At 58.6% G+C, this 25,374-nt stretch carries 34 protein-coding genes and 1 pseudogene; 29 read left to right on the forward strand and 6 right to left on the reverse strand.

Features of this window, described 5'->3' with window-relative positions:
• Positions 1-280: 280 nt before the first annotated feature.
• The 15 genes from FO488_RS20295 (at position 281) to FO488_RS00050 (ending at position 8,197) form a co-directional block, all read left to right on the forward strand.
• Entirely contained in the window at positions 281-406 is a 126-nt protein-coding gene (locus tag FO488_RS20295; protein WP_255516537.1) for a hypothetical protein, read from the forward strand.
• A 140-nt stretch (positions 407-546) separates the two neighbouring features.
• Positions 547-693 carry a hypothetical protein gene (locus FO488_RS19740; RefSeq protein WP_240732085.1) on the forward strand — a complete coding sequence of 49 codons (147 nt, stop codon included), beginning with the start codon at positions 547-549 and terminating at the stop codon, positions 691-693.
• Between the two features lie 11 nt (positions 694-704).
• On the forward strand, positions 705-932 hold the full coding sequence (locus tag FO488_RS19745) for a hypothetical protein (protein WP_240732086.1): 228 nt from the start codon (positions 705-707) through the stop codon (positions 930-932).
• Between the two features lie 103 nt (positions 933-1,035).
• Positions 1,036-1,446: an ATP-binding cassette domain-containing protein gene (locus FO488_RS00010; protein ID WP_255516538.1), complete on the forward strand. Its 411-nt coding sequence runs from the start codon at positions 1,036-1,038 to the stop codon at positions 1,444-1,446.
• Complete coding sequence (locus tag FO488_RS20300) at positions 1,443-1,634, forward strand: ATP-binding cassette domain-containing protein (RefSeq protein WP_255516563.1); 192 nt, start codon at positions 1,443-1,445, stop codon at positions 1,632-1,634. The genes FO488_RS00010 and FO488_RS20300 overlap by 4 nt, the downstream gene beginning before the upstream one ends.
• A 209-nt stretch (positions 1,635-1,843) precedes the next feature.
• Positions 1,844-2,212: a hypothetical protein gene (locus FO488_RS19750; RefSeq protein WP_240732087.1), complete on the forward strand. Its 369-nt coding sequence runs from the start codon at positions 1,844-1,846 to the stop codon at positions 2,210-2,212.
• On the forward strand, positions 2,184-2,516 hold the full coding sequence (locus FO488_RS19755) for a cytochrome c3 family protein (protein ID WP_240732088.1): 333 nt from the start codon (positions 2,184-2,186) through the stop codon (positions 2,514-2,516). Before FO488_RS19750 ends, FO488_RS19755 begins: the two co-directional genes overlap by 29 nt.
• Before the next feature lie 75 nt (positions 2,517-2,591).
• Positions 2,592-2,828, forward strand: a complete 237-nt coding sequence (locus tag FO488_RS19765) for a cytochrome c3 family protein (protein WP_240732089.1) — start codon at positions 2,592-2,594, stop codon at positions 2,826-2,828.
• A gap of 3 nt (positions 2,829-2,831) precedes the next feature.
• The gene (locus tag FO488_RS00020) at positions 2,832-3,071 is read left to right on the forward strand and encodes a hypothetical protein (protein WP_149208640.1); all 240 of its coding nucleotides are present in this window, start codon (positions 2,832-2,834) and stop codon (positions 3,069-3,071) included.
• A 557-nt stretch (positions 3,072-3,628) separates the two neighbouring features.
• A complete protein-coding gene (locus tag FO488_RS00025; protein ID WP_149208641.1) occupies positions 3,629-4,477 on the forward strand; it encodes an MtrB/PioB family outer membrane beta-barrel protein in 849 nt (282 codons plus the stop codon).
• Positions 4,465-4,839: a hypothetical protein gene (locus tag FO488_RS00030; protein WP_149208642.1), complete on the forward strand. Its 375-nt coding sequence runs from the start codon at positions 4,465-4,467 to the stop codon at positions 4,837-4,839. Before FO488_RS00025 ends, FO488_RS00030 begins: the two co-directional genes overlap by 13 nt.
• Positions 4,840-4,929: 90 nt before the next feature.
• Positions 4,930-5,880: an ABC transporter substrate-binding protein gene (locus FO488_RS00035; protein WP_168205803.1), complete on the forward strand. Its 951-nt coding sequence runs from the start codon at positions 4,930-4,932 to the stop codon at positions 5,878-5,880.
• Between the two features lie 64 nt (positions 5,881-5,944).
• Positions 5,945-6,331: a response regulator gene (locus FO488_RS00040; RefSeq protein WP_149208643.1), complete on the forward strand. Its 387-nt coding sequence runs from the start codon at positions 5,945-5,947 to the stop codon at positions 6,329-6,331.
• 163 nt (positions 6,332-6,494) lie between these two features.
• The gene (locus FO488_RS00045; RefSeq protein ID WP_149208644.1) at positions 6,495-7,346 is read left to right on the forward strand and encodes an OmpA family protein; all 852 of its coding nucleotides are present in this window, start codon (positions 6,495-6,497) and stop codon (positions 7,344-7,346) included.
• Positions 7,346-8,197 carry a Smr/MutS family protein gene (locus FO488_RS00050; RefSeq protein WP_240732063.1) on the forward strand — a complete coding sequence of 284 codons (852 nt, stop codon included), beginning with the start codon at positions 7,346-7,348 and terminating at the stop codon, positions 8,195-8,197. The genes FO488_RS00045 and FO488_RS00050 overlap by 1 nt, the downstream gene beginning before the upstream one ends.
• A gap of 98 nt (positions 8,198-8,295) precedes the next feature.
• Here the strand turns inward: FO488_RS00050 and FO488_RS00055 are convergent, their stop codons facing one another.
• Complete coding sequence (locus FO488_RS00055; protein ID WP_149208645.1) at positions 8,296-8,997, reverse strand: AAA family ATPase; 702 nt, start codon at positions 8,995-8,997, stop codon at positions 8,296-8,298.
• Between the two features lie 179 nt (positions 8,998-9,176).
• On the opposite strand from FO488_RS00055, the gene FO488_RS00060 reads away from it, so the two are divergent.
• From FO488_RS00060 to FO488_RS00075, 4 genes are all read left to right on the forward strand, one after another.
• Positions 9,177-9,467 (forward strand): Dabb family protein, encoded by a 291-nt coding sequence (locus FO488_RS00060; RefSeq protein WP_149208646.1) that lies wholly within the window; start codon positions 9,177-9,179, stop codon positions 9,465-9,467.
• A gap of 260 nt (positions 9,468-9,727) precedes the next feature.
• The gene (locus FO488_RS00065; protein ID WP_149208647.1) at positions 9,728-11,323 is read left to right on the forward strand and encodes an acetyl-CoA hydrolase/transferase C-terminal domain-containing protein; all 1,596 of its coding nucleotides are present in this window, start codon (positions 9,728-9,730) and stop codon (positions 11,321-11,323) included.
• A 168-nt stretch (positions 11,324-11,491) separates the two neighbouring features.
• Complete coding sequence (locus tag FO488_RS00070) at positions 11,492-12,196, forward strand: DUF4388 domain-containing protein (protein WP_149208648.1); 705 nt, start codon at positions 11,492-11,494, stop codon at positions 12,194-12,196.
• A gap of 12 nt (positions 12,197-12,208) precedes the next feature.
• A complete protein-coding gene (locus FO488_RS00075) occupies positions 12,209-12,904 on the forward strand; it encodes a roadblock/LC7 domain-containing protein (RefSeq protein ID WP_149208649.1) in 696 nt (231 codons plus the stop codon).
• A 129-nt stretch (positions 12,905-13,033) separates the two neighbouring features.
• Here FO488_RS00075 and xerC read toward each other — a convergent pair whose 3' ends face one another.
• From xerC to FO488_RS00090, 3 genes are all read right to left on the reverse strand, one after another.
• The gene (gene xerC, locus FO488_RS00080) at positions 13,034-13,933 is read right to left on the reverse strand and encodes a tyrosine recombinase XerC (RefSeq protein ID WP_149208650.1); all 900 of its coding nucleotides are present in this window, start codon (positions 13,931-13,933) and stop codon (positions 13,034-13,036) included.
• A 430-nt stretch (positions 13,934-14,363) separates the two neighbouring features.
• Entirely contained in the window at positions 14,364-14,786 is a 423-nt protein-coding gene (locus FO488_RS00085; protein ID WP_149208651.1) for a hypothetical protein, read from the reverse strand.
• Positions 14,783-16,615 (reverse strand): bifunctional homocysteine S-methyltransferase/methylenetetrahydrofolate reductase, encoded by a 1,833-nt coding sequence (locus FO488_RS00090; protein ID WP_149208652.1) that lies wholly within the window; start codon positions 16,613-16,615, stop codon positions 14,783-14,785. Before FO488_RS00090 ends, FO488_RS00085 begins: the two co-directional genes overlap by 4 nt.
• Before the next feature lie 106 nt (positions 16,616-16,721).
• Here FO488_RS00090 and FO488_RS00095 point away from each other — a divergent pair, with 106 nt between their 5' ends.
• From FO488_RS00095 to FO488_RS00105, 3 genes and pseudogenes are all read left to right on the forward strand, one after another.
• On the forward strand, positions 16,722-17,330 hold the full coding sequence (locus FO488_RS00095; RefSeq protein ID WP_149208653.1) for a DedA family protein: 609 nt from the start codon (positions 16,722-16,724) through the stop codon (positions 17,328-17,330).
• Positions 17,331-17,370: 40 nt separating this feature from the next.
• Complete coding sequence (gene pgeF, locus FO488_RS00100) at positions 17,371-18,171, forward strand: peptidoglycan editing factor PgeF (RefSeq protein WP_149208654.1); 801 nt, start codon at positions 17,371-17,373, stop codon at positions 18,169-18,171.
• A gap of 162 nt (positions 18,172-18,333) precedes the next feature.
• Positions 18,334-19,386, forward strand: a pseudogene (locus FO488_RS00105) (YifB family Mg chelatase-like AAA ATPase); the annotation flags it as partial.
• On the opposite strand, the gene FO488_RS00110 reads toward FO488_RS00105, so the two are convergent.
• Positions 19,316-20,863 (reverse strand): recombinase family protein, encoded by a 1,548-nt coding sequence (locus FO488_RS00110; RefSeq protein WP_149208656.1) that lies wholly within the window; start codon positions 20,861-20,863, stop codon positions 19,316-19,318. The pseudogene FO488_RS00105 and the gene FO488_RS00110 sit on opposite strands and share 71 nt — an antisense overlap.
• Before the next feature lie 152 nt (positions 20,864-21,015).
• Here FO488_RS00110 and FO488_RS00115 point away from each other — a divergent pair, with 152 nt between their 5' ends.
• Positions 21,016-21,246, forward strand: a complete 231-nt coding sequence (locus FO488_RS00115; RefSeq protein WP_149208657.1) for a hypothetical protein — start codon at positions 21,016-21,018, stop codon at positions 21,244-21,246.
• Here FO488_RS00115 and FO488_RS00120 read toward each other — a convergent pair.
• Positions 21,243-21,803: a helix-turn-helix transcriptional regulator gene (locus tag FO488_RS00120; protein WP_149208658.1), complete on the reverse strand. Its 561-nt coding sequence runs from the start codon at positions 21,801-21,803 to the stop codon at positions 21,243-21,245. The two genes, FO488_RS00115 and FO488_RS00120, sit on opposite strands and share 4 nt — an antisense overlap.
• 112 nt (positions 21,804-21,915) lie before the next feature.
• Here FO488_RS00120 and FO488_RS00125 point away from each other — a divergent pair, with 112 nt between their 5' ends.
• From FO488_RS00125 to FO488_RS00145, 6 genes are all read left to right on the forward strand, one after another.
• Positions 21,916-22,137, forward strand: coding sequence for a helix-turn-helix domain-containing protein (locus FO488_RS00125; RefSeq protein ID WP_149208659.1), 222 nt, complete (start codon positions 21,916-21,918; stop codon positions 22,135-22,137).
• A 91-nt stretch (positions 22,138-22,228) separates the two neighbouring features.
• Entirely contained in the window at positions 22,229-22,945 is a 717-nt protein-coding gene (locus tag FO488_RS00130) for a hypothetical protein (RefSeq protein ID WP_149208660.1), read from the forward strand.
• A 39-nt stretch (positions 22,946-22,984) separates the two neighbouring features.
• The gene (locus tag FO488_RS19220) at positions 22,985-23,137 is read left to right on the forward strand and encodes a hypothetical protein (RefSeq protein ID WP_168205804.1); all 153 of its coding nucleotides are present in this window, start codon (positions 22,985-22,987) and stop codon (positions 23,135-23,137) included.
• Entirely contained in the window at positions 23,124-23,435 is a 312-nt protein-coding gene (locus tag FO488_RS00135; RefSeq protein ID WP_149208661.1) for a hypothetical protein, read from the forward strand. Before FO488_RS19220 ends, FO488_RS00135 begins: the two co-directional genes overlap by 14 nt.
• Positions 23,432-24,295: a plasmid replication initiator TrfA gene (gene trfA, locus FO488_RS00140; RefSeq protein ID WP_168205805.1), complete on the forward strand. Its 864-nt coding sequence runs from the start codon at positions 23,432-23,434 to the stop codon at positions 24,293-24,295. Before FO488_RS00135 ends, trfA begins: the two co-directional genes overlap by 4 nt.
• A 499-nt stretch (positions 24,296-24,794) precedes the next feature.
• Positions 24,795-25,373 (forward strand): hypothetical protein, encoded by a 579-nt coding sequence (locus FO488_RS00145; protein WP_149208663.1) that lies wholly within the window; start codon positions 24,795-24,797, stop codon positions 25,371-25,373.
• The last annotated feature ends 1 nt before the right edge of the window (position 25,374 follow it).

Below are 25,374 nucleotides of genomic sequence, written 5' to 3' on the forward strand. Positions count from 1 at the left end.
TGAAGAAGGCCCTGGCGCTGGACCCGTCCGACGGCCATGCCGCTTATGAATACGGCGAGGCGCTCTACATCCTGGGGCGCTACGATCAGGCGGCCGAGGTCTGGGCCGAGGCGCTGGCCGGCCTGGCGGAGGGTGAGCGGGCGCGCCTTGAGACGCGCATCGCCGCAGTTCTGGCCGGCAAGGTCCCGCTGGTCCCCCCTGGATTATCTGACGCCCTGTCGGTGGCATTGGGGAGCGCCAGGCCGGGCGCAACGATGAGGCCGCCGCCATCATCGAAGATGTGCTGGCAGACCCTTTCTTTGCCGAGCAGTTCCCCATGGGCGAGGTCTATTACCTGCTGGGCACCTGTTACCAGGAGATGGGCATGGAGAACGAAGCGGCAGAGGCATTCAGGAGGAGCGCATAAATGTTGTTCGGGTTCAGTGTCGCCGATTGGATTTTCATAGGATTCATCCTGGTCGTCATCTTTGTCTGCGTGGTCCTGAGCGACATGCGGCGGAGCAATAAGCGGGACAAGGCCGCATAACGGCATTTGCCGAGGTGCCCATGGAAGAGATCGACAACGACGGCGAAGAGCGGCGGCCCCTGGGCATTGTCCTGCTGGGGGGACTGTACCTGTTCTTCTTCATGCTGACCGTATCCACCTTCGGCCATCCTTTTCCGCTGCTGGGGACGATCTACCAGGGCGCGTAGCGGAAGCGCTGGTGTTCGCGGACAGCCTGATCAGCCTCTATCTCTTCCTGGGCCTGATGAAGCGGCAGACCCTGACCTGGTACCTGCTGATCGGTTACAATGCTTTCGAAGTGGTGAATACGCTGATCAATCTGATAGGAATTTCCGCGGAGAACTGGAAAAAGCGCTCGGCCAACCGGTCGATGTGCGCGGATTGGCGGCTGACAACCTGTCGGTCATGGTGGCCATACTGTTGCTGACGGCCTTTATTTACAAGCATCGCGGGTATTTCACCAACCGGTCCAAGTATCTGCTGACCCGGTAGGCACGTATACTGCATTTAAATTTTTTCGAGAGTCCTCCATGTCCGTGCACGGCATTGCCGTTCGAATTGAAAAGCTGAATAAATCCTTTGGCGGCAATCATGTCCTCAAGGATATCGATCTCGATATCGCGCCGGGAGAGACCTTTTCCATCATCGGTCCCTCCGGCACCGGCAAGAGCATCCTGCTGAGGCACATTATCCGCCTGGAAACGCCCGATAGCGGCCAGATCTACTTTAACGGCCAGCCGGTGTTCGACAATGGCCGCCCGCTGCCCCAAACGTTCCGCAGCAGCATGGTGTTCCAGTCGTCGGCCCTGTTCAACTCACTGACCGTTGCCGAGAACGTGGGACTCTGGCGCGGGAGCACCGCATCTGCCCCGAGGCGCGCATCCGCGAGCTTATTACGGAGAAGCTCGCCATCGTCGGGCTGGAAGGTACGGAAGGGCTGAACACCTCGGAATTGTCGGGCGGTATGCGGAAGCGGGTCGCCATTGCCCGCTCCCTGGCGATGGAGCCGGACCTGGTTCTCTACGATGAACCGACCGCCGAACTGGACCCGGTCACCACTGACGAGCTGGCGGAGACGATTCTCTCCCTGAAAAAAGACCGGCAATACGACGATCATCGTCACCCATGACCTGAACTTTGCCCTGTACCTGTCCGACCGCATCGCCATGATGCACCGGGGCGAGATCATCGAAATCGGCGTGCCGGACCAGATACGGAACAGCGCCAATCCGATCGTGCAGCGCTTCATCCGCACCACCACCAAGGGGATTCAGGGGGGCTGATTGCAGTCCGGAAGCGTGAAGGAGACCGCGATGAACAAACGTTGGCAGAGCTGTTGTGTTTGCGGGCATCGTCCCGGGCGCCCTGGTCCTCGTGTCGCTGCTGGCCGCCGGGTGCGCCGGGATGAAGCAGTCCCATCCGCTCCTGCCGGTCGCCGAGTACGAGAAGATGATCGTCGGCCGCCTGGATGCCGACTACGTGGGGACGGACAACTGCGTGGCCAAGTGCCACAAGCATGACAAGATCACCAGCGATTTCAAGCGGAGCGTGCACGGCGAGCAGATCAAGCCTGAAACCGGGTTGCCGCTGGTCAACTGCGAATCGTGTCACGGGCCGGGGAGCCTGGCCATCGCCAATATTGAGGAAACCAAGCGCTTCACGGCGAAAAAGGGGACAAATGCGACGTCTCCACCCTGCTCGATCTGAAAAAACTCCCCCCCCAGGCCAATCCCTGATCTGCCTGAAATGCCACTCCGCCGCCTCGACCCCGGCCCTGGCCCACTGGCATTCCAGCCCCCATGCCCTGAACGATTTGAGCTGTTTTTCCTGCCACCAGTTGCATGAGGGGCCCCAGCAGAAGGTGAGCCACGACAAGATGGCCGAACTCTGCTATGGCTGCCACCCCGACGTCAAGGCCCAGTTCAGCCTGTTTTCCCCACCCGGTGCGGGAAAAGAAGATGGGAGCTTCGACTGCCATGATCCCACGGTTCAATGCAGCCCAAGCTGTTGAAGGGGAGCACGCAGCGCGACCTCTGCACCCGCTGCCACATGGAGAAGAGCGGCCCGTTCGTCTACGAGCACGGGGATGTTCACCGAGACCTGCACCAATTGCCACGTGCCCCACGGTTCGGTCAATCGCCGGCTGCTCTCGGCGGCCATGCCGTTCCTCTGCCTGCAGTGCCACAATCCGGGGCACCGCAGCGTCATGAACAGCGACTCATCCATGAAATCGCTTTTTTCCAACCGGTGTACCGACTGCCATTCATCTGTCCATGGTTTCCGATACCCCGATAACCGCGGGTACGGAACATTGAGGAAGTGAGCCATGTCGAGCCGTTCTCGCCAAACAATGCTGTTTGCTCCGCTGGTCGTCTGTTCTGGCCTGATGTTGCTGACGCTGCCGGCCCTTGCCTCCGACGGCGCCGCGCCCGACGTCGGGGTGGAAAATCATGAGGCCCAGGCGGAGTCGGAAACCGAGGCCTATCGTTTCGCCACCTCCAGGCGGGATACCAGTTCCTCACCCCCGATGGCCCAGGCGCGGCGGCGGCCCCCTACACGCGTCTGAAATCCGGCCTGGCGGGTGGGTTCTCCGCGGCACGCTCGACTCCTGCCTCAAGTTGTCGGGGGAGGGCCTCATACTCCACGAGGACGATTATCGCGCCAACCTGTTTCTCGACTATGGCGGCTACTACCGTCTGCACCTGGAAACCGAGGCCTTCTGGCACAACCTGCTGACGGAGCAGCTTCCCCGGTCAGCCACCGGCCAGTATGCGACAACCCAGTCGCCCGCCCCGGCGGACGGCTATGGCATGCGTATCGGCATCTCCCAGGTGGAAAACCGCATCAAGCTGGGCAACAACCCCGTCCACATCAACCTGGGATACTGGGAGCTGAGCCGCCGGGGGACCGATCAGCTCCGTTTCGCCGACTACTATTTCAGCGATCCGCAAACAGGATCGTCTCCATCAACCGGCAGGTCAACCAGGTCACGCGGGAGGGGAGTGCGGGGGCCGACGCCCACCTGGGATTCTTCGACGTCGCCTACGGGTTCCGCATCAGGGAGTTCTCGAACCAGGCCCCGGACACCCGCTACCCTTTGCCGTAACCGGCAACGGGGCGCTCGTGCCGGGCACCCAGGCGACCAACGTCGTTTCCGACAGCCGGGTGACGTCCCACACGGTCAGGGTTTATACCGACATGAGCGGCGGTCTGGTGGGGACGGCCGCCTATGTCCTGACCCAGCGGGAAAACGATGCCGACCGCGGCGATGCGCGCCCCTCGTCCAAACCTACCCAGACGCTCCATTCGGTGGCGGGAGACCTGACCTATACGCCGTTCAAGGAGCTGTCCCTCGCCCTGAAATACCGGCGGCAGGAGAGCCAGCGGGAGACGCCCGCGACGATTTCATCCTCCTATTCCCAGATTCCGTCCACGACCACGCTGCCCGGCGTCTATACCTCCACGTCGGGGGTTCTGCTGGTGCGGCCCGGCATCGACACGACCAAGGATACCTTCACCCTTTCCGGCATGTACCGTCCCAGCCAACAGGTGACGTACCGCCTGGAGTACCGTGCCGTCCTGGAGTCCCGTGACAACGTGCCCAACAGCGACCTCTCGCCCGGCGACCCGGCGGCGATCCACAACGAATACCGCCAGACCCATACCGGCCTGGCCAACGTCGCCTGGCGACCGTTGCCGGGGTTCAAGATGAACGCCACCTACACCTACAAGACGGCGGATAATCCGGAATGGAAGACCTCCGCATCGGAAAGCCACAAGGGGGAGCTGTTTGCCACCTATGCGAAAAGCGGCGTCTGGGGGGGTACCGCCAGCTTCATCACCACGTTTGAGCAGAGCGAAAGCTCTGCCTCCACCGTCGCCCCGGCCCCGGTCGCCAGCTATACCCTCCCCGGGAGAACCGCTCCTATTCGGCCAATGCGAGCCTGTGGTTCACCCCTGTGGAGCGCCTGACCATCACCGCCAACTATTCGTACCTGGAGACGGTGACGGACCAGTCCATGCTGTTTTCCAATATCATTGTGGACCCGGACCCGCTCGTGGCGACCACCTACCGGTCCACGGCGCATGTGTACGGCATCGATGCCGTCTATGCCGTGGCGGAGCCGCTGGACCTCTCCTTCGGCATTCAGCAGGTGCGTTCGGCGGCGCGGTTCGATGTCCCGGTCAGGGTGTTTACCCTCGCAAACGTGACGGGCAGTTTCGATACCAGCGGCATCACCAGCCTCACCCGGCTGGACACGGTGGAAACCGGCGTAACGGCCCGGGCCCGACTGGCGCATCAGCAAGCATGTGGGTTGTTCGATGAACTATAGTTTCCGGAATTACAATTCCGGCGATGCTCTCTACGACGGCTCGGTCCACACGACCATGGTGTCGTTGACTTCACGGTGGTAGCGGAAGGTATGCGCCGAAGAATCCTCTCCATAACGCTGATGGTCCTTTTCCTGTCGTGCTGGTGCTGGCCTTCGGATTGCCGCGCCGCCGGCAAGGTCATCGCCGCCATCATGAGCAGCGACCAGCCCCGCTATCGCGAGGCGCACCAGGCGTTCATCAAATCCCTGGCCGCTTTGGGCTATACCTCTGCCAATGTGGAGATCATCCTGCAAGTGCCGAACCCCGATCCGCTCTCCTGGTCCAATACGATCAGGAAATTCAACGCCTACCGTCCCGATTTGATCGTGGCCTACGGGGCTCCGGCGGCATTCGTGGCCATGAGGGAGTCGGACGGGATCCCGGTGGTGTCCGTGGATGTCTTTGTCTCGGACGGACCGCATCGGGGCATGTGCGGCGTCAGTTCGCGGGTGCCGTTGGTCACGCTGATAAAGACCCTGAAGGACAGCCGTGAGCACATCAAACCGTACCGGCGGGTCGGGGTCGTTTACAATTCCCGTGAAAGCGGCTCGCAGAGGCAGCTTGAGGAAATCAGGAAATTCGCGCCCCAGTACGACATGGTGGTGGCGGAGGCAAACGTTGCCTCGTCCGCTGCCCTGGACTCGGCGCTCCCCTCCCTGCTCGACCATTCCGATGTCATCTTCGCCACGGAGAGCGGCGTCGTTTCCCGGCAGTTCGCCAAGATCGTCGCCCGCGCCCGGGCCCGCAACATCCCGGTGCTCTCCACCATGCCCGGCGCCGCCGAACGGGGCGCACTCATCTCCCTTGAGATCCATCCCGAAGAGCAGGGGCACCTGGCGGCCGACATCGCCACCCGCATCCTGGAGGGCGCCCGGCAGAGCCATCTCTCCCTGATCTCACCCCGCCGTATCGAGCTGGTCATCAACATGCGCGCTGCCCAGGAGCTTGGGATCAACCTCCCCTTCACGGTCTTGAGCAATGCCACGCGCGTCATCAAGTAGCGTCCTGCGGGCCCCGTATTTTTTTGCTTCATGGGCGCGGTAAAATCGACTATATTGTACTACTATGGGTAGAATATTATTGATCGACGACGACCAGGCCTTTACCGAATTCCTGGCCGGGTACATACATGACGCCTATCCCCTGTTGCGGGTTGATATCTGCAACAGCCCGGTAACGGCCTTGAACTCCATCAGGGCCGGCGGATACGACCTGTTGCTCATCGACCTGGAAATGCCGGCCATGGATGGTTTGAAGCTGCTTTCGTTCGCGACCCAGGCGGGGATGGACAAAAACCGGGTGGTGATCCTCTCCGGCCGGGATGCCGACTTTCTCCACGACCTCTGTCCCATGGGCACCTGCCTGGCGGTGCTCAACAAGTTCGAGGCCCGGCAGAAAACGGTGCTGGACATGATCTTCAGCTCTCTCAGCAAAAAAACCGCCGGGCGGTAGCGCCGGCAGTCCCTGCATACCCCCGCTCCCAGAGCGGTTCCCCATGAAAAACCTCATTGCAAAACCTGCCGAGAAGTATAAAATCGAAGCCAGGGTACCGCCCGAAGCCCGAACGGATGGGCCGGTGCCGTGTGCCTGCCGAGAAACCCCAAGGAGGTCGCGTATGCTGAAACGAGTCATATATCTGGCAGTGGCAGGTCTGATGGTCCTGGTGTTCACGGGCTGTGTTTCCCAGGGGACGTATCAATTGAAGGAAAACGAAGCCAAGGGATTGGCGGGGGAGCTTGGCGACCTGAAGCAGAAATACGGGCAGTTGAGTTCCGACAACAACGCGTTGAAGGCCGAGTTCGACAAGCTGAAGACCGAGGCCGCCGGGCTTGAGAAGGACCGGCAGGCGCTCACCAAGGACAGGAATGAACTGGAGCAGGTGCTCAAAGCCAAATCAGACACCCTTTCCAGGAATATCAGCGACCTGCGCCAGAAGATAACCGATCTGGAAGGGGAGAACGGGCGGCTCAAGGGTGAGATCGCCAGCCTCCAGAAGGCCAAGGAGGAGAAGGTCAAGGAGGTCAGCAGCACGTACGAGCATCTGCTGGAGAACATGAAGAGCGAGATCGCCCAGGGACAGGTGACCATTTCGGAATTGAAGGGGAAACTGACCGTCAACATGGAGGCCGCCATCCTGTTCGATTCCGGCAAGGCCGATGTCAAACCGGACGGCGTCACCATCCTGCTCAAGATGATCCCGACCCTGAAAGAGGTCAAGGACAAGTCGATCCGCATCGAGGGGCACACCGACAACGTGCCGATCAGGTCGGCCCAGTTCCCCTCCAACTGGGAGCTTTCCGCGGCCCGTGCCATCAACGTGGCCAAATATCTCCAGCAGCAGGGGCTCGACCCGGCGAATCTCTCCGCTGCGGCCTTTTCCGAATATAGGCCGGTGGCCGACAACGACACCAGGGAAGGGCGCGCCAAGAACCGCCGCATCGAGATCACTCTGGTGGCCAAGGACTGATGGGCAAGAAGCAGCGCCACGAAAAGCCGGCAGCGGCCGCTCAGTTTCGCGCCAGCCATTTTGCTGCCCTGAAAGGGGTGGCTCTCGCCCCGAAGGAGGAGCCGGCTCCGGCTGCGCCCCCTCCCCAGCCGCCCCGCCGCGAAACGCAGCCGGTGGAGGATGACGACCTGTTTCTGCGGGCCATGGCCGATGTCAAGGTTGTGCGCACCCGCGGAGGGGGCCCCAAGGCCGGAACGGAGCGTGAACGACCGGCTCCGGGCGGCCCGGCCGAGGATGGGGAGGCTGAACTGTTCCGGCGCGCCATGTCCGGCGTGAAAGCGTTGTCCGTACCTCCGGAGGGCGCGGCAAAGGCCGGGACGGCTCCGCCTGGTGCCCGCGCGCAGGCCCCGTTGCCATCTCCTCCCCCCCCGGACGGCGACCGTGAATCCGCGGAACTGTTTCTGCAGGAGATCGGGCGCTTGAAGCTGGAAACGAAATTCGCCGATGCGCTGCCGGCCGATGACGAGTTGAAACCGCTTTCGGGCAATCGCCTGCGCCAGGTGAAGCAGGGGATCATCGCCGTCACCCACCAACTCGACCTGCACGGATTGACGCGGGAGGAGGCCCTGGCGGCGTTGCCCCGTTTTTTGAACACGGCACGCCACAAGGGGCAGAAAGCGGCCCTGGTCATTACCGGCAAGGGGAACAACTCGCCGGGCGAGCCGGTGCTCCAGCAGGCGGTCGCATCCTGGCTGCGGGACGCCGGGCGCGGGATGGTGCTGGAATTTGCGCCGGCCCCGCGGGAGATGGGCGGAAGCGGTGCCTTTATCGTCTTTCTCCGCCCCCTGGCGGAAGCTCCCGCCGGTGCCTGACCCGGCGCTGCCGGCAACAGTCCGCACATGCGAAGAGGGGTGCTTTCCGGCACCCCTCTTCATTTTTTTCGCCCCCCGTATCCTCCGGCGGGGTGGCGCTACAGGGCCGTCACATACTCCGCAATGGTGCGGGCCATGGTGTCCACACTGTTCTTGTCGTTGTTGAGCACCAGGTGGTAAAAGCCCAGGTCGCGGGCATCCCGGTCCAGAAAGTCGCGGATGAAGTTGTCCCGCTGCTTCTGCTGTTTGGCGATGATTTTTTCGGCCTCTTCGGCCTCAACCCCCATCCGGTGCGCTATGGAGCGCACCTTGAACCCCGGTGAGGCGAACAGGCGGAAATGGAAGCAGTTTTTCAGGGGCTGGGTGACAATCGAGCTGCCCCGGCCCACGATGATCACGTTGCCCTGTTCCGCCAGGGAAAGCACATGGCGGCACAGTACCCGGAAATGGTCCTTCTCGCTTTTCCAGCGTGAAGAGAACGTGGCCAGGATCTCGTCCAGGAAACGGCTCTTCTCTCCCAGGCTGTTCAGCACGTTGGCGGACAGGTGGTGGTCCTGGGCGACCTCGTCGAGCAGCCCTTTGTCCAGCAACACCCACGGTTCGCCGTGCTTCTTCTCCATGATCTCCCGCAGGCGTTCCGCCATGGGGTATGCCTCGCAGCCGAACTCCCGTGAGATGGTGATGGTCTGCCGCTTTTTGTGTTTGGCGGGGGATGATGCCTCCATGTCACGCTTGCGGTTGAACTCCAGCAAGGAGCCGAGCCTCATTTCCACGGACGGTATCAAGAGTTTTTCCGGCATGGCGACCTCCGTAGCCTCGAAATGGTCTGTCTGGCATCAACTGTAGCACGCGGGCGGCGATCCGCAAGTGCGGCGCTGATTGGTGCGACGGCGCCATTGACACGGGCGGTGCGGCGCGGTATACGGATAGGCATTCCCTCGAGGCCACCGCCAGCCATCAGCCAAGGAGCTATCTTGCCATGATCACCCATATCGTTTTTTTCAAGCTGTCCGACGCGAGCCCTGAAAGTCTTGCGGTTACCCGGGAAAAACTGCTCAGCATGCAGGGTAACGTCCCCCAACTGCGCCACCTGGAGGCCGGCATCGATGTCATCCGCTCCGAACGCTCCTATGACATCGCCCTGGTGACGAAGTTCGACTCCCTGGACGACCTCGAGGCCTACCAGATCCACCCCTACCATGCCGGAGAGGTGCTCCCCCATATGAGGTCGGTATGCTCCTCCATCGTCGCCGTCGATTACCGGGACTGACCGGCTTCAAACCGCCCGGACCTGCGCGCCGCGCCGGGATGGGCGGCTTTTCGTGCGGCGGTGATCCCCAAACTGTATACATTTTGACTTGACTAAACATGTTTGCACGCGTAAAATCCAGTTCTATTCACACTGCTTCTCGTTTGACCGTACAATATTCTGTAATTGCTGATTATTTGCTGACATGGTGTAGTTCTGCTCGCAAGGGTGCCGGAATAGTTTTGAGGCTGTAGACACTAAATGCAAACAGGAGGTAGAAAATGTCGGAGTATGGTACATTACAGGATCGCGTACGTCACAAATCGCTTCTGAGCAAGGTCATGACAGCCGAAGAGACCATCCAGTTCTTCAAGCCGGGGATGAACCTGGGGTGGTCCGGCTTTACCCCCGCCGGCTACCCGAAGGTGGTCCCGATTGCGCTGGCTGACCATGTGGAGAAGAACAACCTCCAGGGGAAATGGAAATTCAACCTGTTCATCGGCGCTTCGGTAGGGGCTGAAACCGAGGACCGCTGGGCTTCTCTCGACATGATCGACCGCCGCTGGCCGTATCAGACCGGTAAGAACATCGCCGCCGGCATCAACGAGGGACGCATCCGCATGGGCGACAAGCACCTCTCCCTGTTCGCCCAGGACCTGGGGTACGGTTTCTACACCAAGGACACCGAAACCGGCAAGCTCGACCTGGCCATCATCGAGGTTTCGGCCATCACCGAGGACGGGGGCTTGGTCCCCACCTCCTCCTGCGGCGTCATTCCGGAGATCCTGATGATCTGCGACAAGATCATCATCGAGGTCAACACCGGCGAGCCGTCGTTCGAGGGGATCCACGACCTGGTTTCCTGCGGCACTCCGCCGAATCGCCAGGTGTTGAACATCACCAAGGCCGGCTCCCGCATCGGCTCCACGTCGATCCCCTGCGACCCGAAGAAGATCGTGGCCGTGGTGGAATCGAAACTCCGCGACCAGGGGCGCGCCTTCGCCGAGCAGGACGACACGTCCGAAGCCATCGCCAGCCATATCATCGATTTCTTCACCCATGAAGTCAAGATGGGGCGCCTGCCGGACAACCTGCTGCCGATCCAGTCGGGGGTCGGTTCCATCGCCAACGCCGTAATCGGCGGCCTGGCCAAGGGGCCGTTCTACAACCTGTCCGTCTATACCGAGGTGCTCCAGGATACCATGCTCGACCTGTTCGATTCGGGCAAGCTGGACCACGCCTCCTCTTGCTCGCTCTCCCTTTCGGCGACACCCGGCTTCCCCAAGTTCTTCGAGAACATGGACAAGTATTTCGACAAGATCACCCTGCGGCCGCTCTCCATCTCCAACGCCCCGGAGCCGATCCGGCGCCTGGGGGTCATCGCCATGAACACCCCGGTGGAGATCGATATCTACGCCCACGCCAACTCGACCCTGGTCGGCGGCACCCGCATGATCAACGGCCTGGGCGGCTCCGGCGACTTCCTGCGCAACGGCTTCCTCAAGATGATGCATACCCCGTCGAGCCGTCCGAGCAAAACCGACCCGACCGGCATCTCCTGCGTGGTGCCCCACTGCTCCCACATCGACCACACCGAGCACGACCTGGACTGCGTCATCACCGAGCAGGGGTTGGCCGACCTGCGCGGCCTCTGCCCGCGGGACCGGGCCAAGGTCATCATCGACAAGTGCGCCCATCCGGACTACAAGCCGATCCTCACCGAGTACTTCGAAATGGCCAAGGCCGACTGCCTCAGGCGCAAGGTCGGGCATGAGCCCCAGTTGTGGGACCGTGCCTTCAAGATGCATCTCAACCTGGAGAAGAACGGCACCATGAAGATCAAGAACTGGGACGTGAAGGTGGACCTCTGCGAATAGCGGCGTCACCCATTCCCGCAAACGACCCCGCCGGCACAGCCGGCGGGGTTTTTTCATGCTACCCCGCCCATATACTGCTTGAACTTGTCCCGCACTTATGCTTTAAATAACACGATTTACCTGCCTGTCACCACCATGAGAATCAATTTCACTCCCGGGGCGGTAGCGATGGCTGATACGATAAGCGGTTTCCAAGGCGCCGTGGTGGGTCTTTCCCTTACGGACGTCATCCAGCTCAAGGGACACAACAAGTATACCGGCGGCATCACGATCGAATACGGTGAGCAAAAAGGGGCCATCTATTTCGCCGACGGCGAGATCATCCATGCCGAACTGGGGCCGGAGATCGGCGAGGAGGCCATCTACCGGATTATCAAGTGGCCGGGCGGCATCTTCAATATCCACCCCGAAATGACCTCCAACGTCTGCACGATCCACTACCGCACCGATTACCTGCTGCTCGAAGCCCTGCGCCGCATGGATGAAGAAAACGCCGGAGCGCCCGGATCAGGCGGCGAATCGGCCCCGGCAGTGGCCCCGCGGCGGACCATGAGCAAGGTCGCGGCGCGGCTCCAGGACATTGAGGCGGTCACGTACGCGGTGCTGCTGGACAAAGCAGGCAACCCGCTCCAGGATAACAGCATCGAAGCCGTGGCCCTGGCCGCCAAGGGACTCTTCCTGGCCACCACCGGCAACCGTTTCGGTGAGCTTCTGGGGCTGGGAGAGATCAAGGCGGCGGCCGTGCAGACGAAGCAGTATCACCTGCTGATGTACGACTCCAAACAACATTATCTCAGCATCGCCGTCAAACCGGAAGCCAACCTGGAGAGTGTGGAGAGAGAGATCAGGGCGGTATTGATCCCCGGCAAGTAGGAGATTGGCACCATGCAGGATATCTTGCAGCATATCAACAGTGTCGAGGGGGTTATCGGCAGCGCCGTTTTCGGCGGCAGGGGCGAGGTCCTCGCCCACGCCTTTCCCTCGCTGATCGATGCTGAATCCCTCAAAAAAACGGCGGCCCTGTCGCTGGAGTGCACCTACGGGCTGCAGATCGAACAGAACCTCGATATCCTGGACCTGCGCTACGCCGATGGCCGCATCCTGGTGAAGGCCTTTCCCGGGGCCATGCTCTGCCTTCTGTGCGCCAAGAATATCAATCTCCAGGTTCTGTTCATCACCCTCAACCTGGCGGTCAAGAAACTGGAATCGCTTCTGCCCAAGCAGGGCGAGCCCACGGCGGCGGTGCGGCAGACCGACGCCCCGGCTGACCAGGGAGGGGCGGCCGCCGCCCTGAGGCTGCGCATCAGCCACCTTGCGAACAAGGAGGCCAGCAGCAGCTTCGATTCGTTCGGCATGGTCGCCATCAGTCAGCCCACCTCCAAGTATATCGGCGATTTCTACAAGGCGCCGTTCAAAAAGCTCAGGCTGGTCAACGAGGCTGCGGGCACGAGCGGGACATTCCCGGTCATGGTCATGAACGACATGGGGCAGCAGTACGACGGCACGATCATCGTCGGACCGGGGATCGAAAAGAAGCTCAAGGTGAGCGACGGGGACAAGATCGAGGTGGCGCTCGGCTGACGCCGGCAGGCAGCAGTGAAACGTAACGGGGGGCGGGATTCCGCCTCCCGTTTTTTTGTGGCCGGGCGGTGGCGTAACGAAGGGGCCGGGGCGGTACGGTTGCAGGTGCCGTGAGCCGGATGGCAGGGGTTACCCCGGGTTCTTTGCCTTGGGATGCGCCTTGTCGTAGACCTCCATCAGGCGGTCGATGCCGACGTGAGTGTATTTCTGGGTGGTGGAGAGGGAGGCGTGGCCCAAAAGCTCCTGGATCGACCTGAGGTCGGCCCCCCCTTCCAGCATGTGGGTGGCGAAGGTGTGCCGCAGGGTATGGGGGGAGATACGCCTGAAGGCGGCCACCCGCAGGACGTGGGCATCGATGATGCGCGTCACGCTGCGGCGGTTGAGGCGTTGGCCGCGGGTATTGAGGAAGAGCGGGCCGGTTCCGGCCAGTTCCCCGCGCTGGGCCAGGTACTCCCGGACGGCCTGGGCGGCGCGGCTCCCCACCGGCACTATACGCTCCTTGCCCCCCTTGCCCAGCACCCGCACCATGCCGCCGGACAGATCGAGATCGCCAACGTTCAGGCCGGTCATTTCGGAAACGCGCAGCCCGCTGGAATAGAGCAGCTCCAGGACTGCCCGGTCCCTGAGGGCGTACTTCTCGTCTGGCGAGGGGGCCTCCATGAGGGCGGTAGCCTGGTCGATGTCCAGGTGAAATGGCAGGCGTTGTTCCCTCTTGGGCGTGGCGGTCAACTCGGCCGGGTTTTTGTCGATCTCGCCCCGCCGCAGCAGGAAACGGAAAAAGGTCCGTATGGCGGCCAACTTCCGGCCGATGGAGCTTTTCATCGCCGTTTTGCCGAGCAGGGCCAGATAGCGCCGCAGCAAAAGATGGTCCATCTCCCCGGCCGAGACGTCATCGCCCCGCTCTTTGGCGACAAAGAGCGCCAACTGCTCCAGGTCGCGGCGATAGGCGGCCAGGGTGTGGGGCGAAACGTTGCGCTCCGTCTCCAGGTAGGCACAGAAGGCGGTTATCTGTTCGGCAAGACGTGCCACGGTAAAAGCCTCAAAAGCGAAAATCGTTTCTCACAGAGCACACAGAGGCACAGAGAAAAGATTGGAATATATTCGCCTCTATCTGTAATCGTTCGGTTTTATTTGTGTCTTTCGTATTTTTCGTGAATAACCGTTATTTAGATAGAGAGCCAGCGTTGTCCGGTTTAGTCTTTGCAATAGAGTTTAGACCCTGCTTTATCCCCTCACCCGGCCTTCGGCCACCCTCTCCCGACGGGAGAGGGGATGGTGAATATCCCTTCTCCCACCGGGAGAAGGTGCCCCGAAGGGGCGGATGAGGGGGCTTTTGACATGCTACGCAAACCTAACCGGACATTACGGATAGAGAGCCATTTTTTTGATGTTCTCCGTGCCTCTGTGAGCTCTAGCGAACGAAGTGAGCGAGTGAGCGAGTGAGAGATGCCTTTGACTCTCATTCAAAAGGAGGTAGGCCGCTCTTCACCTTCCAGCTCTTCCGTTCGTTGATGTCGCGGTAGACCCAATCCTGCCGGTAGCTCTGGGTCTTGATACGGTTGGAGGGGAGGATGTAGTAGTCGAATTCGGCCACCACCTCGCCGGTCCCCTTGTCCGGCAGGCATTCGGAAGTCAGGATGCGGAAATCGGTGATGGCGACCTCCCGCTTTTTGATGTCGGCGGCGGCTTTCACGAACTCGTCGCGCAACTCGGGCACCATGTAGGCCATGCCGGCCCCCTCGATCTCATGCCAGCGCAGCAGCTTGTTGTAGGCCTTCATGCTCTTTTCGAACTCCTCGCGGATGGTCGAGTTCGGTGTGCTGCAGGCGGTTGTCATCAGGCAGCAGAGCAGGAGCAGCCCCGCCTTGAACGTTTGTATCATCGCCGTTCCCCTTCCCGTGCGTGAATATAGTCGATCAACTCCAGGGCCAGTTCGCATTTTCCGAAGGGGGGGATCAGGTAGTAGCCTCCGGCGGCAGTGAAGGTGGCGTCGATGAACTCCTTGGCAATGGCCAGCCCCTCCCGGGCGCCGGCTTCCTTCTCCAGGCCCTTCATGCGGGCGCGGATCGCGTCCGGGACGCTGATGCCCGGCACCTCGTTGTGCAGATACTCGGCATTGCGTTCGCTTACCAGCGGCATGATCCCCGGCAGAAGCGGGATGCCGCAATCCCGGGTCTGTTCAAGGGCCTCCAGGAACAGACCCGGGTCATAGACCGGCTGGGTCTGGGCAAAACGGGCGCCGTTGGCCGCTTTCTTGCGCAGCCGTTCGGCCTGGAGCGCCATGTTCTTCGTATTGGGATTGAAGGCCGCCCCGACGGTAAAGCCGGTCCCGCTGCCGATGGGGTTGCCGATGGCGTTCACGCCGCGGTTCATGTCGGTGAGGAGCTTGATCAGGGTGAAGGAGTGGAGATCGAAGACCGACGTGGCCCCGGCATGGTCCCCCATGGCGGCGGGATCGCCGGTCACCGCCAGGATCGTGTGCAACCCCAGCAGGCTGGCGCCCATCATGTCCGACTGCATGCCGATCAGGTTGCGGTCCCGGCCGGTGACGTGGATGATGACCTCGATGCCGACCTCGCGCTGGATGATGCTCCCCAGGGCGATGTTCCCCATGCGGGGGCGGGCCAGGGGATTCTCGGCCAGGTTGATGGCATCCACCCCGGCCTCCTTCAGGCGCCGGCTGCTCTCGATGATCCGGCGGCAGTCCATCCCCTTGGGCGGGTCGAGCTCTACGGTGATGACCTTGCGGCGCCCCCACGGATCCAGAAACGAAGCCCTGTGGGGCCGGGAGCCTTCCTGGACCCCAGCGGCGGCATGGGCAGACACGGGGGGGCGCGGAGAGGGCCGCCTGCCTGCCAGGGTGCGGGCGAGTGCGGCGATATGTTCCGGCGTGGTCCCGCAGCAGCCGCCGATCAGGCTGGCTCCGGCGGCGGCCATCTCTTCCGCCATGGCGGCGAAATAATCGGGGGTGGCGCGGTAGATGTAGCGCCCTTCATGGTACTCGGGAAAGCCGCTGTTGGCATAGGCTGAGATCGGCTTGGCGGTCAGGGCCGCCAGGCGGCGCACCACCTTGACCAGTTCCAGCGGGCCGGCACCGCAGTTGGCGCCCAGCATATCGGCTCCGGCCGCTTCCACGGCGGCGCAGAACGCCTCCACCGTCGTGCCGTCGCCGCTGCGCCCCCCCTCCATGAAGGCCATGGAGGCGCAGACCGGCAGGCCGGTCTCCCGGGCCGCCCGTACCGCTGCGACCAATTGCTCCAGCGAGCCAAAGGTCTCCAGCAGGAGCAGATCCACCCCCCCTTCGGCCAGAGCGATGCACTGTGCCCGGAAATGCCCTGCCATGACGTCGGGGGTCAACTCCTGTTCCTCGCCCTTCATGCGCACCAGGGGGCCCACCGAACCGGCGACGAGTTTGTCGCCATTCCCGGCCGCCTCCCGGGCGATGCGCGCCCCGGCCCGGTTGATCTCGCCGACCTTGTGCCCCAGGCCGATGGCCGCCAGTTTGGTATGGTTGGCGCCGAAGGTGTTGGTCTCGATCACCTGGGCCCCGGCGGCGGCGTACTCGCGGGCCAGTTCCAGCACCAGGGCCGGACGCACCAGGTTCAAGTGCTCGAAGTTGCTGTCGAGCCCGATCCCCCTGGCGTAAAGCATGGTGCCAACGGCCCCGTCTCCGGTAAGGATCTCTGTTGTGAGTCTGTCGAGAATAGTCATGGGGTAACCACGTTCTTAGGAGCTGGCGTATCTGCTGTTGCCCGAATCCCCGAGATGGGGTATATAGAACATTCTCCTATTTTTGCTCCAGGATGGAATACTTACGATGCATGCTCTTATTCAATGGCTTCTCCACACCATCGGCACCATGGGCTATCCCGGCATATTCCTGCTTATGGCCATGGAGAGTTCGGTGATCCCGGTGCCGAGCGAGTTGGTCATGCCGCCGGCCGGCTACCTGGCCTTCCAGGGAAAGATGAACCTGGCGGCCGCCATTGCGTGCGGTACCCTGGGAAGCCTCGTGGGGGCCTACGCCAACTATTTCGCCTCCCGCTACCTGGGGAGGCCGCTGATCATCAGGTATGGCAAATACGTCCTGATCCCGCCGGAGAAGTTTGAACGGGTGGAGCGTTTTTTCCTCCAGCACGGCGAGATCTCGACCTTCATCGGCCGGCTGCTGCCGGTGGTCCGCCATCTGATCTCCATTCCGGCCGGCCTGTCCGGCATGGGGCACATCCGCTTCTCGCTCTACACCCTGGCAGGCGCCGGCCTCTGGTGCAGCATCCTGGCCGTCATCGGCTATGCCATCGGCGAGAACCAGCAGTTGATCATGCAGTACTCGCACAAGGCCCTCGCCTGGGTCATTGTGTTCAGCATTATTCTGGTTGCAGTCTATGTATGGCGCTATCGCCGGCGCAACGGTATTAAAGCGTAAAGCCGGCGAGAAGGCAAAAGATTTTTCAGAAGGAGCACGCATGCAGATCAAGCGCACGGGGCGCATCCACTACGTTGCCGTCGATTTTGCCGGTTCACCCGGATCGGTTCAGGGGTTTACCACCCGCCACGAGGGGGTATCCCGTCCCCCCTACAATTCGCTCAACCTGGGGATGAACACCCAGGACCAACCGTTCAACGTCGAGGGTAACCGCAGCATCCTGACCCGCACGTTCGGCGTCAACCAGGAGGCCCTGGTCAGCGTGCGGCAGGTGCACGGCACCGATATCCTGGTAATCGACGAACCCAACGAGGATTACAGCCACTTCTTGAGCGTGGAGAGCGACGCCATCATCACCAATCAGCCCGGCGTCATGATCGGCATCTGCGTGGCCGACTGCGTGCCGATCCTCCTCTGCGATCCCCGCAACAGGGTTGTGGCTGCGGTCCATGCCGGCTGGCAGGGCACCGCGGCCAAACTGGTTGCCAAAACAGTGGCCGGGATGGGTTCGCTCTTCGGCAGCGATCCCAAAGAGTTGCAGGCCGCCATCGGCCCCAGCATCGGCAAATGCTGCTACGAGGTGGATGCTCCGGTCAGGCAGGCCTTTCTCCAGAACGGGATGCCCTGGAACTCCTTTGCCGAGGCCCGCGGCGAGGGCACGTGGCTGCTCGATATGGCCGCCGCCAACCGGGACCTGCTCCTGACCGCCGGCGTGCCGGCCGCCGGGATACAGGTCTCCGATATGTGCGTCTGCTGCCGGAAGGACCTGTTCTTCTCCTACCGCCGGGATAGTGGGGATACGGGCAGGCAGATGGGCTTCATTATGCTGACGCCGCCATAACCGGGGCTTTCCTTGCCGCTCTGAACACCTCTTGACATAGTTGATACGTAAGCACCGCCGTTCTGGACTCGCTGACCCTGGTATCATCCGCATTCTGACGACGTATCCGCGAAGGCCCCGCTGCCGGACGATTCCCGGGTACCATGGATTGAGAGGTGAGATATGCTTGCCAAAGTCCTCAGCAGCGCCCTGATCGGGATCGATGCCCTGCTTGTGGATGTGGAGGTGGATCTGGCCCCCGGCCTGCCCGCCTTTGCCACGGTCGGCCTGCCCGACGGCGCCGTCAAGGAGAGCAAGGACCGGGTCAAGGCGGCCCTCAAGAACTCGGGCTACGATTTCCCGGCCCGGCGCATCACCGCCAATCTGGCGCCGGCCGACATCAAGAAGGAAGGGGCGGCCTTCGACCTCCCCATCTCCATCGGCATCCTGGCGGCGACCGGCGTGGTGAAGACGCCCCGCCTGCGGGAGTACCTGCTTTTGGGGGAGCTCTCCCTGGATGGCGGCCTCAAGGCGATCCGCGGCGCCCTTTCCATGGCGGTCGCCGCCAAGCGAGCCGGCCTGGCCGGCGTCATCCTGCCCGCGGAGAACGCGTCCGAAGCTGCGGTGGTGGAGGGAATCGACATCATTGCCGCCACCGCCCTTTCCCAGGTGGTGGAATTCCTCAATGGCCGTGACGGGATCGACCCCTTTGCGGTGGACCTCCAATCCCTCTTCACCAGCGGTTGCGAATATGGCGAAGACTTCAGCGAGGTCAAGGGGCAGGAACACGCCAAGCGGGCCCTCGAAGTCGCCGCCAGCGGCGGACACAATATCCTCATGATCGGCCCTCCAGGGTCGGGCAAGACCATGCTGGCCCGCCGCATCCCCACCATTCTGCCGCGCATGTCGTTTGACGAGGCCATCGAGACCACCAAGATCTTCAGCGTCAGCGGCATGCTGGAGAGCGGCCGGGCGCTCCTGGCGGCCCGGCCGTTTCGTTCCCCGCACCATACCATCTCCGACGTCGGCCTGATCGGCGGCGGCACCACGCCCAAGCCGGGGGAGGTCTCCCTGGCCCACAACGGCGTCCTGTTTCTGGACGAGTTGCCCGAATTCAAAAAAAACGTCCTGGAGGTGCTGCGCCAGCCGCTGGAAGACGGCCGCGTCACCATCTCCCGCTCCCTTCTGACCCTGACCTATCCCTCCCGGGTAATGCTGGTCGCGGCCATGAACCCCTGAAGTTGTGTGAACCTTTCTCTACTGACTCAAAGGAAGAGATATAGTAAAACACGAAGTGCAGTGAATCTTCGGAGACATCGATCCTCTCCACAAGTTCCTTCACAACCTGCCGACGAGCCTCATAACTGAGCGTATCCCAAAGTGTTGCCAGTGTTGTTGCCTTTTCAATTATGAATGTTTTACCTATTTCATTCGTTTTGATGAAATCCATTTCTGCTTGAAGACGGGGGATTTCCAGAGACACATTCTCAATCCGTGCCTTCAGTGGTTCGTATCGGGTTTTGAAACCGCTTTGATCGATTGCTTCTTTACTATACAAATCGACTAGAGCATCAATTTTTTTATTTACGCTCTTCTGCTCTTTTCTCAGGTGCTCCAATAGCTCGTGCTTGTCTTTAAGTTCCTTCTTTAAATCTTTATCAGGTCCAAGTTGATCTGGCGTAATAACGATTTGCTTTAAAGCAATTTTCAAATTATCTGCAATGACATCCTCATTTATTCTCATGCGGCATTTTTTGCATGCATAGCGTGGAATTTTCATGGCAGGATACGGGGCAACGTAGAGCTTTGTGCCGCATCGACACTTCAAGATCCCGGAAAAGAGAAACCTGCCGACTTTTGGTATCGTCTTGGTGGATGAATAACGGCCTGCGGTCTCCTCAAATATCTTACTCACTGCGGTCCATTCTTCTTCAGATACAAGGGGCTGAACGTTTACAAAAACCCAATCCTCTTCCGGCTTAAGTACCCAATTTCTCTTGTTGCCGAGGCTTTTGGCGTAATTAGCTCTGCGTAATCCCTTATAGATCGTGTCGGAAAGCAGACGTTTAAGGGCTGTAGGCTTAAATATCTTTTTGTTGCGAGAATAAAGCCCTTCTTCCTGAAGTCGATTGCACGTGGTTAGTAATTTGCCGGTTTCAAGAAAAATTTGGTATGCCCTTTTAACAACAGGCGATTCTTCGGGATTAGGGACTAATTGTTTTTCTACCCAATGATAACCAAAGGGGCCCTTCCCTCCTATATGTTTGCCAAGTTTGGCCCGGATGGGAATAGATGCTGCCACGCGAGCAGATATCTCTTCTCGTTCCCACTGGGCTAATGCGCTCGTCAGCGTATATAGGAGTCTGCCTGCGGGTGAGGATGTGTCGATATTTTCTTCGAGGCTGACTAGGTTGGCATCATACTTTTGAAAATAATCGGCAATTTCGAGTAACTGTCGGGTATTGCGGGCAAGCCGGGGGATTTTAGAGAATATCAGAGACTTTATTTTGCCGGAAGAGATGTCGGCGAGCATTCTTTGGGCTTCGCCATGTTCCAAAACATCCTTGCCGGAGACCCCGGACAGGTCGTAGCGCTCAACAACGGTCCATCCTTTCAGTTCAGCATACATCCGCGCTCGAGCCTCATGATGCTCAGGCGATTCGCCCCTTGCTTGGTCCTCTGTTGAAACCCGTATCCAAATACCAACGTTCATAGTCACAATTTAAAAGTCTCTCCGGTATCTTATATAAGGTGTCTTCATGGCTTGAAGTTCGGAATTAATCTCAAGTGATTGATATCTTAGTCTGTGTGTACAATGATCATGGCGCCACATACACGGCATACCACACACAGGAGGAGAAGAAATTGAATCAGTATCAGCAGTATAACGCCCTGAAAGATGCCCTGGCATTCCGAGTGATCAGGAGCAAGGTCGATAACCTTTTGGGGTATATGCCACCGGCAAAACTACTTATCCTGTTATTGCACCTGATCAATCCAGGATATGTTCGGCCGATCCTCATAGGCATCCGGGACAATATCTCCGGAATGTCTGACGAGGCGCTGGACAAGCTAATAGACGAGTTGTTGGATTAACCCTCTGCAGGGCCTTTTTTCAGGTGGGCAAGTTCGATTACCCCAAACAGGTCCTGGGCCAGATGATCTGGTGCTCCTGACGGGTTCCTGAACGGGATTTCACCAAGTTTCAACCATCGCATACGAATTCCATACTCGAACGCTACCGCCCGCGTAACCAGCCCTGGTACCGGGCGGCCTGCCCTGATCCTATCCAACTCAATCATATCCATCTCAATTTTCGCGCAAAACTCTTCATCGGTCAGGTCCAGCAGCGACGGTAATTGGAGAAACCGAATGCTCATCTCTGAGAGATCTTCTGGGGGGAGTGGAGTGAGGTTTTCTGGAGCCGCTTGCGTCGGTTGTCGGCGCTCCATGTTACCCTCGCCAACAAGTAGCCATTTGAAATTAACAGAGTAAATTTTCTCTATGGCAAGGGCAGCCTCTGGCGTTAGTCGTTGCTTCCCCAGTTCGATATCTTTGACTTTCGTCCACTTAAAGCCAAGAGATTCCCCGAGCTGGCCCTGCGTGAGGCTCAGCCCTTCTCGTACAATTTTAAGTCTCTCTCCAGGTGTCATAGAAGAATACCCAGAGTAAATTATCTCTTGACAGTAGAGATTATTTACTCTATTGATTATGCATCATCATATATACGCACCTGCTTATTACCAGAAAACCGGAGAAAACGGAATGAAAGATGTTGATTTTGCCGCAACTCGCGATCGCTGTTCCGATCGCTGCATAAACGTAGCAAAACTCGCACGCAAGCACGGAATCAATAAAAACACGATGACAAGATACCTGCACGGCAAATTGGACGGCACGCCGGGTCAGGGGGTGTATGGGCAGATTGAGAATGCCCTTGAGCATGAAGGATTGCTGGTCCACCAGCGTAAAAGTAAAAACCATTAACACATTGCCAATTCTATTGAAAGTCTCGTTTTGGGCTGAGTGTGTCGCCACCCCTGTAGAGAGTTAGATACGAGGCTAAAGGAGCGCTGTGATGGAAAAGCACATGAAGATCATCCAAGAGATGCTCGAAGTCTGGAAAGATACGGCATACGTAGCTGAAAACATGCTGCCTTTTATTCCTGTGCAACTTTTCGACGGCATGGTCGAGCGGATGGTGAAGGAAGGCGTCCATGTAGATCAGGCAGCCACGCAACAGGCCCGCGCTTTGGCGCCGAACGTGATTGTAGTCATCGAGGTTGATGGCGACCTGGAATACCTCAAAATGGACAGCCTGGGGAATATTGAGCAAATCGGCTATGACCTGCCTAATTGCGACACCGTGCTGGTAGCGGCCGACAAAATTGACTTCATCTATGGTGATGGCCCCAACAGGATCACGAAAGAAGATCTAAAAACCCTTCGGCATGTTGTTCGGGAAGATAAGTGGTTATACGACTACGAAGATATTTATTGCCTCTTGGAGGAAAAAGAGACCGCCCGCAAAGCCCGCTATGATGAGCTGCGCACCGTCAACATCGACCTTCCTGACGAATTTCTCCTCCTCTGCGAACAGTACAACCTGACACCTGCTGTTGCCCTGCGGAGCTTTATCGGCGACGTGTGCGGCATCGTCAACTATGCCACTGATCCGCGGCAGGACGGGTACAACTCGGGCGGCAGCGACGAACGGGAGATGGCGCGAGGCTATTTCAATCGGTCGTGGTGGAGGCCGGAAGTCGAAGAGAAGCACGGAATCTCATATTTCTAGCAAGCGGTCAAGATTATATGGATGTGGAGACATCTCCGAATGAAAATTAGTTTCGAGTTCAAACAGCCGGATTCAGGTGCCGAAGCACGTTTAAGCCGCGTGATCGGCATCATCCGGCGCGATCTTGAAAAACAAGAAAAGAGGGCTGAGCCAGATCCAGAAGCCCGGGAGACAGCAAATGCAGCAGCTTGATGTGGCTATCATCGAAGACTGGTTGTCCAAAAACACCATATTTTGCGAACGGCTCAACGGACGTTTCAGCGCAAAGCAATGCCCGCAACGCTCATATTCTTGCGAAGGGTGCCCTCGCGGGGTTGATTCAAAGAAAGCCAAGCTGCTGCAAAAGATGTCAAGGAATCGCCGCACACTCGCGGCATGGCCTAGTGAAGAGATCGACACCATGCCGCCTGAAATACTTGAACCAACCATGTCTGTGACAGTTCAATTGTTGAATGCACGGCTCCCAAAAATCAAGCGAGCGGCCGCGTGAAAAAAAATCATTTACCGACGGCAATAACGCCAGAAGCTGTGCCCAAGTGGATCCAGGAGAAAGCGGAAGAAGCCCAACTGAAATTGCAATTGTTTCTGCCGTTTTGTGCTCCAGAGTTTCGCCAGATACCGAATGAGATCGTGAGATCAGCGCTATTCACGTGCCGAAACCGAAATACCCCACGAGAGAATTATAAAAAAAAGCCAGTCGTAGTTATAGGCGACGGCAACATCATCTACCAGGGTGAAGAGCTGAGGCAAGATGACGAAGCCGTATGGATGCATCTCATATATTTGGCCCGCGAGGTTCAACTCGGCGAAGCCATACAGTTTGTTCCTCATGTCTTTTTGCATGATATCCGTTGGCCGACCAACGGATCTGGATATGACCGTTTGAGAACGTGTCTGGATCGTATGGCGGCAACAGGCCTAACCATAATCTCGTCACGGCTTGATGAAGGCGTGAACGTGTCCCTGATTCGCAAAATCGAGTACTCGGCACAGTCTGAAGGGAAGGTAATCCCGTTGAGGGTCTGGCGGGTCTGGATCGAGCCAGAAATGAGGCTTCTTTTCGATTCGGAATACCTCACGTGCATCAGGTGGGAGATGTACCACGCTCTGAGGAGTGGGGTCGCAAAGAAATTGTTCCTGTATTGGTCCTCGCACAAGGCACCGTTCCCGGTGAAAACGGACACCATGATGGAGCTCTGTAGCACCAGAACCAACCGTAGAGAATTTAGGCGGACATTGTCCGAAGCACTTGGAGAGCTTCAAGGTGTTGGGTTCTTGGCGTGTTGGAAAGTTTCCAGTGATTTATGGACGGTCAAGCGAGACAAAATCACCGATAAGTGTGGGTCATAAGTCGAACACCAAGGCCGCACCACCAAAGGATTTTCAAGGAAATCAGCCATGACAATTTGCACTCGGAAATTCAACAACCGCAAGATGAATACGACGGGGAGCAATTCGACTTATGACCCACGGGGAGTAAAAAATAACGCGCAATTTAACAATGTTGCATCACAAATTCGACTTATGACCCACGCCCATTCGACTTATGACCCACGGCTTCGACTTATGACCCACGCGTGGCATCTGAATATTAGAGTAAATACAGTGAATTACAGAGTTATCAACATATGTATTTCCGATTCGACTTATGACCCACGGAAGTTCGACTTATGACCCACGGAAGTTCGACCTATGACCCACGGGGGGGTAGCCAGTTTAAAATGATACTGACAAGTTATGAAGTTTTCCACAGGTGCTAACCGTTTTTTAACCGTCTTTTAACCTTTATAAAAAACACGCGCGCGCGTGCGAGCAACAAGGGTGCCTATGAGCACTGGAGATAGTAAGCATGGAACCGGAAGTGGCAATTAGATGGGTTCAAAAAAATAAGGTGATCGCTTCACATGCGAAGCGGCTAGAAGCCATTACCGCTTACGAGGCGGCAGACTACATGCAAAATGCCTTAATGGCTGCCCTTAAAGCGTATGTGCACTTTCCTGAAGTCTCGTCTGAGGATTTCAGGAGAACTTTTTGGAGCATCTTTCGTCAACACAACTTTTCAGAGTCTATTCCAGTTACATTATGTACAAGCGATGAATCTATTCTAATTGATGTAAGGGATAACAAAAAACTTTCTCAAGTCGATTACTGCAAAATAATTTTTTTGTGGGGAGCTCCAGCACTTTCAAAACAAGAGAAGAGAGCTTTGAAATTAGCCCTTGGGCTCGATCATGATGGGAAGCAATTGTCAGAGCGTGAAATTGCAGAAAAGCTAAGTATCAGTAAAACACGTGCACACCAACTGCTCGAAAATTCAATTAATAAAGTTATCACTCTTATTGAAGAAGGGGACCACAAACTAATCCTAAAGACCGTATTTGAGGCAATAAACGACTCATTTGAACATTCTCAATTGAAAGGAAACTAAA

It is taken from the genome of Geobacter sp. FeAm09 (genome assembly GCF_008330225.1).
Lineage (GTDB): Bacteria > Desulfobacterota > Desulfuromonadia > Geobacterales > Pseudopelobacteraceae > Oryzomonas.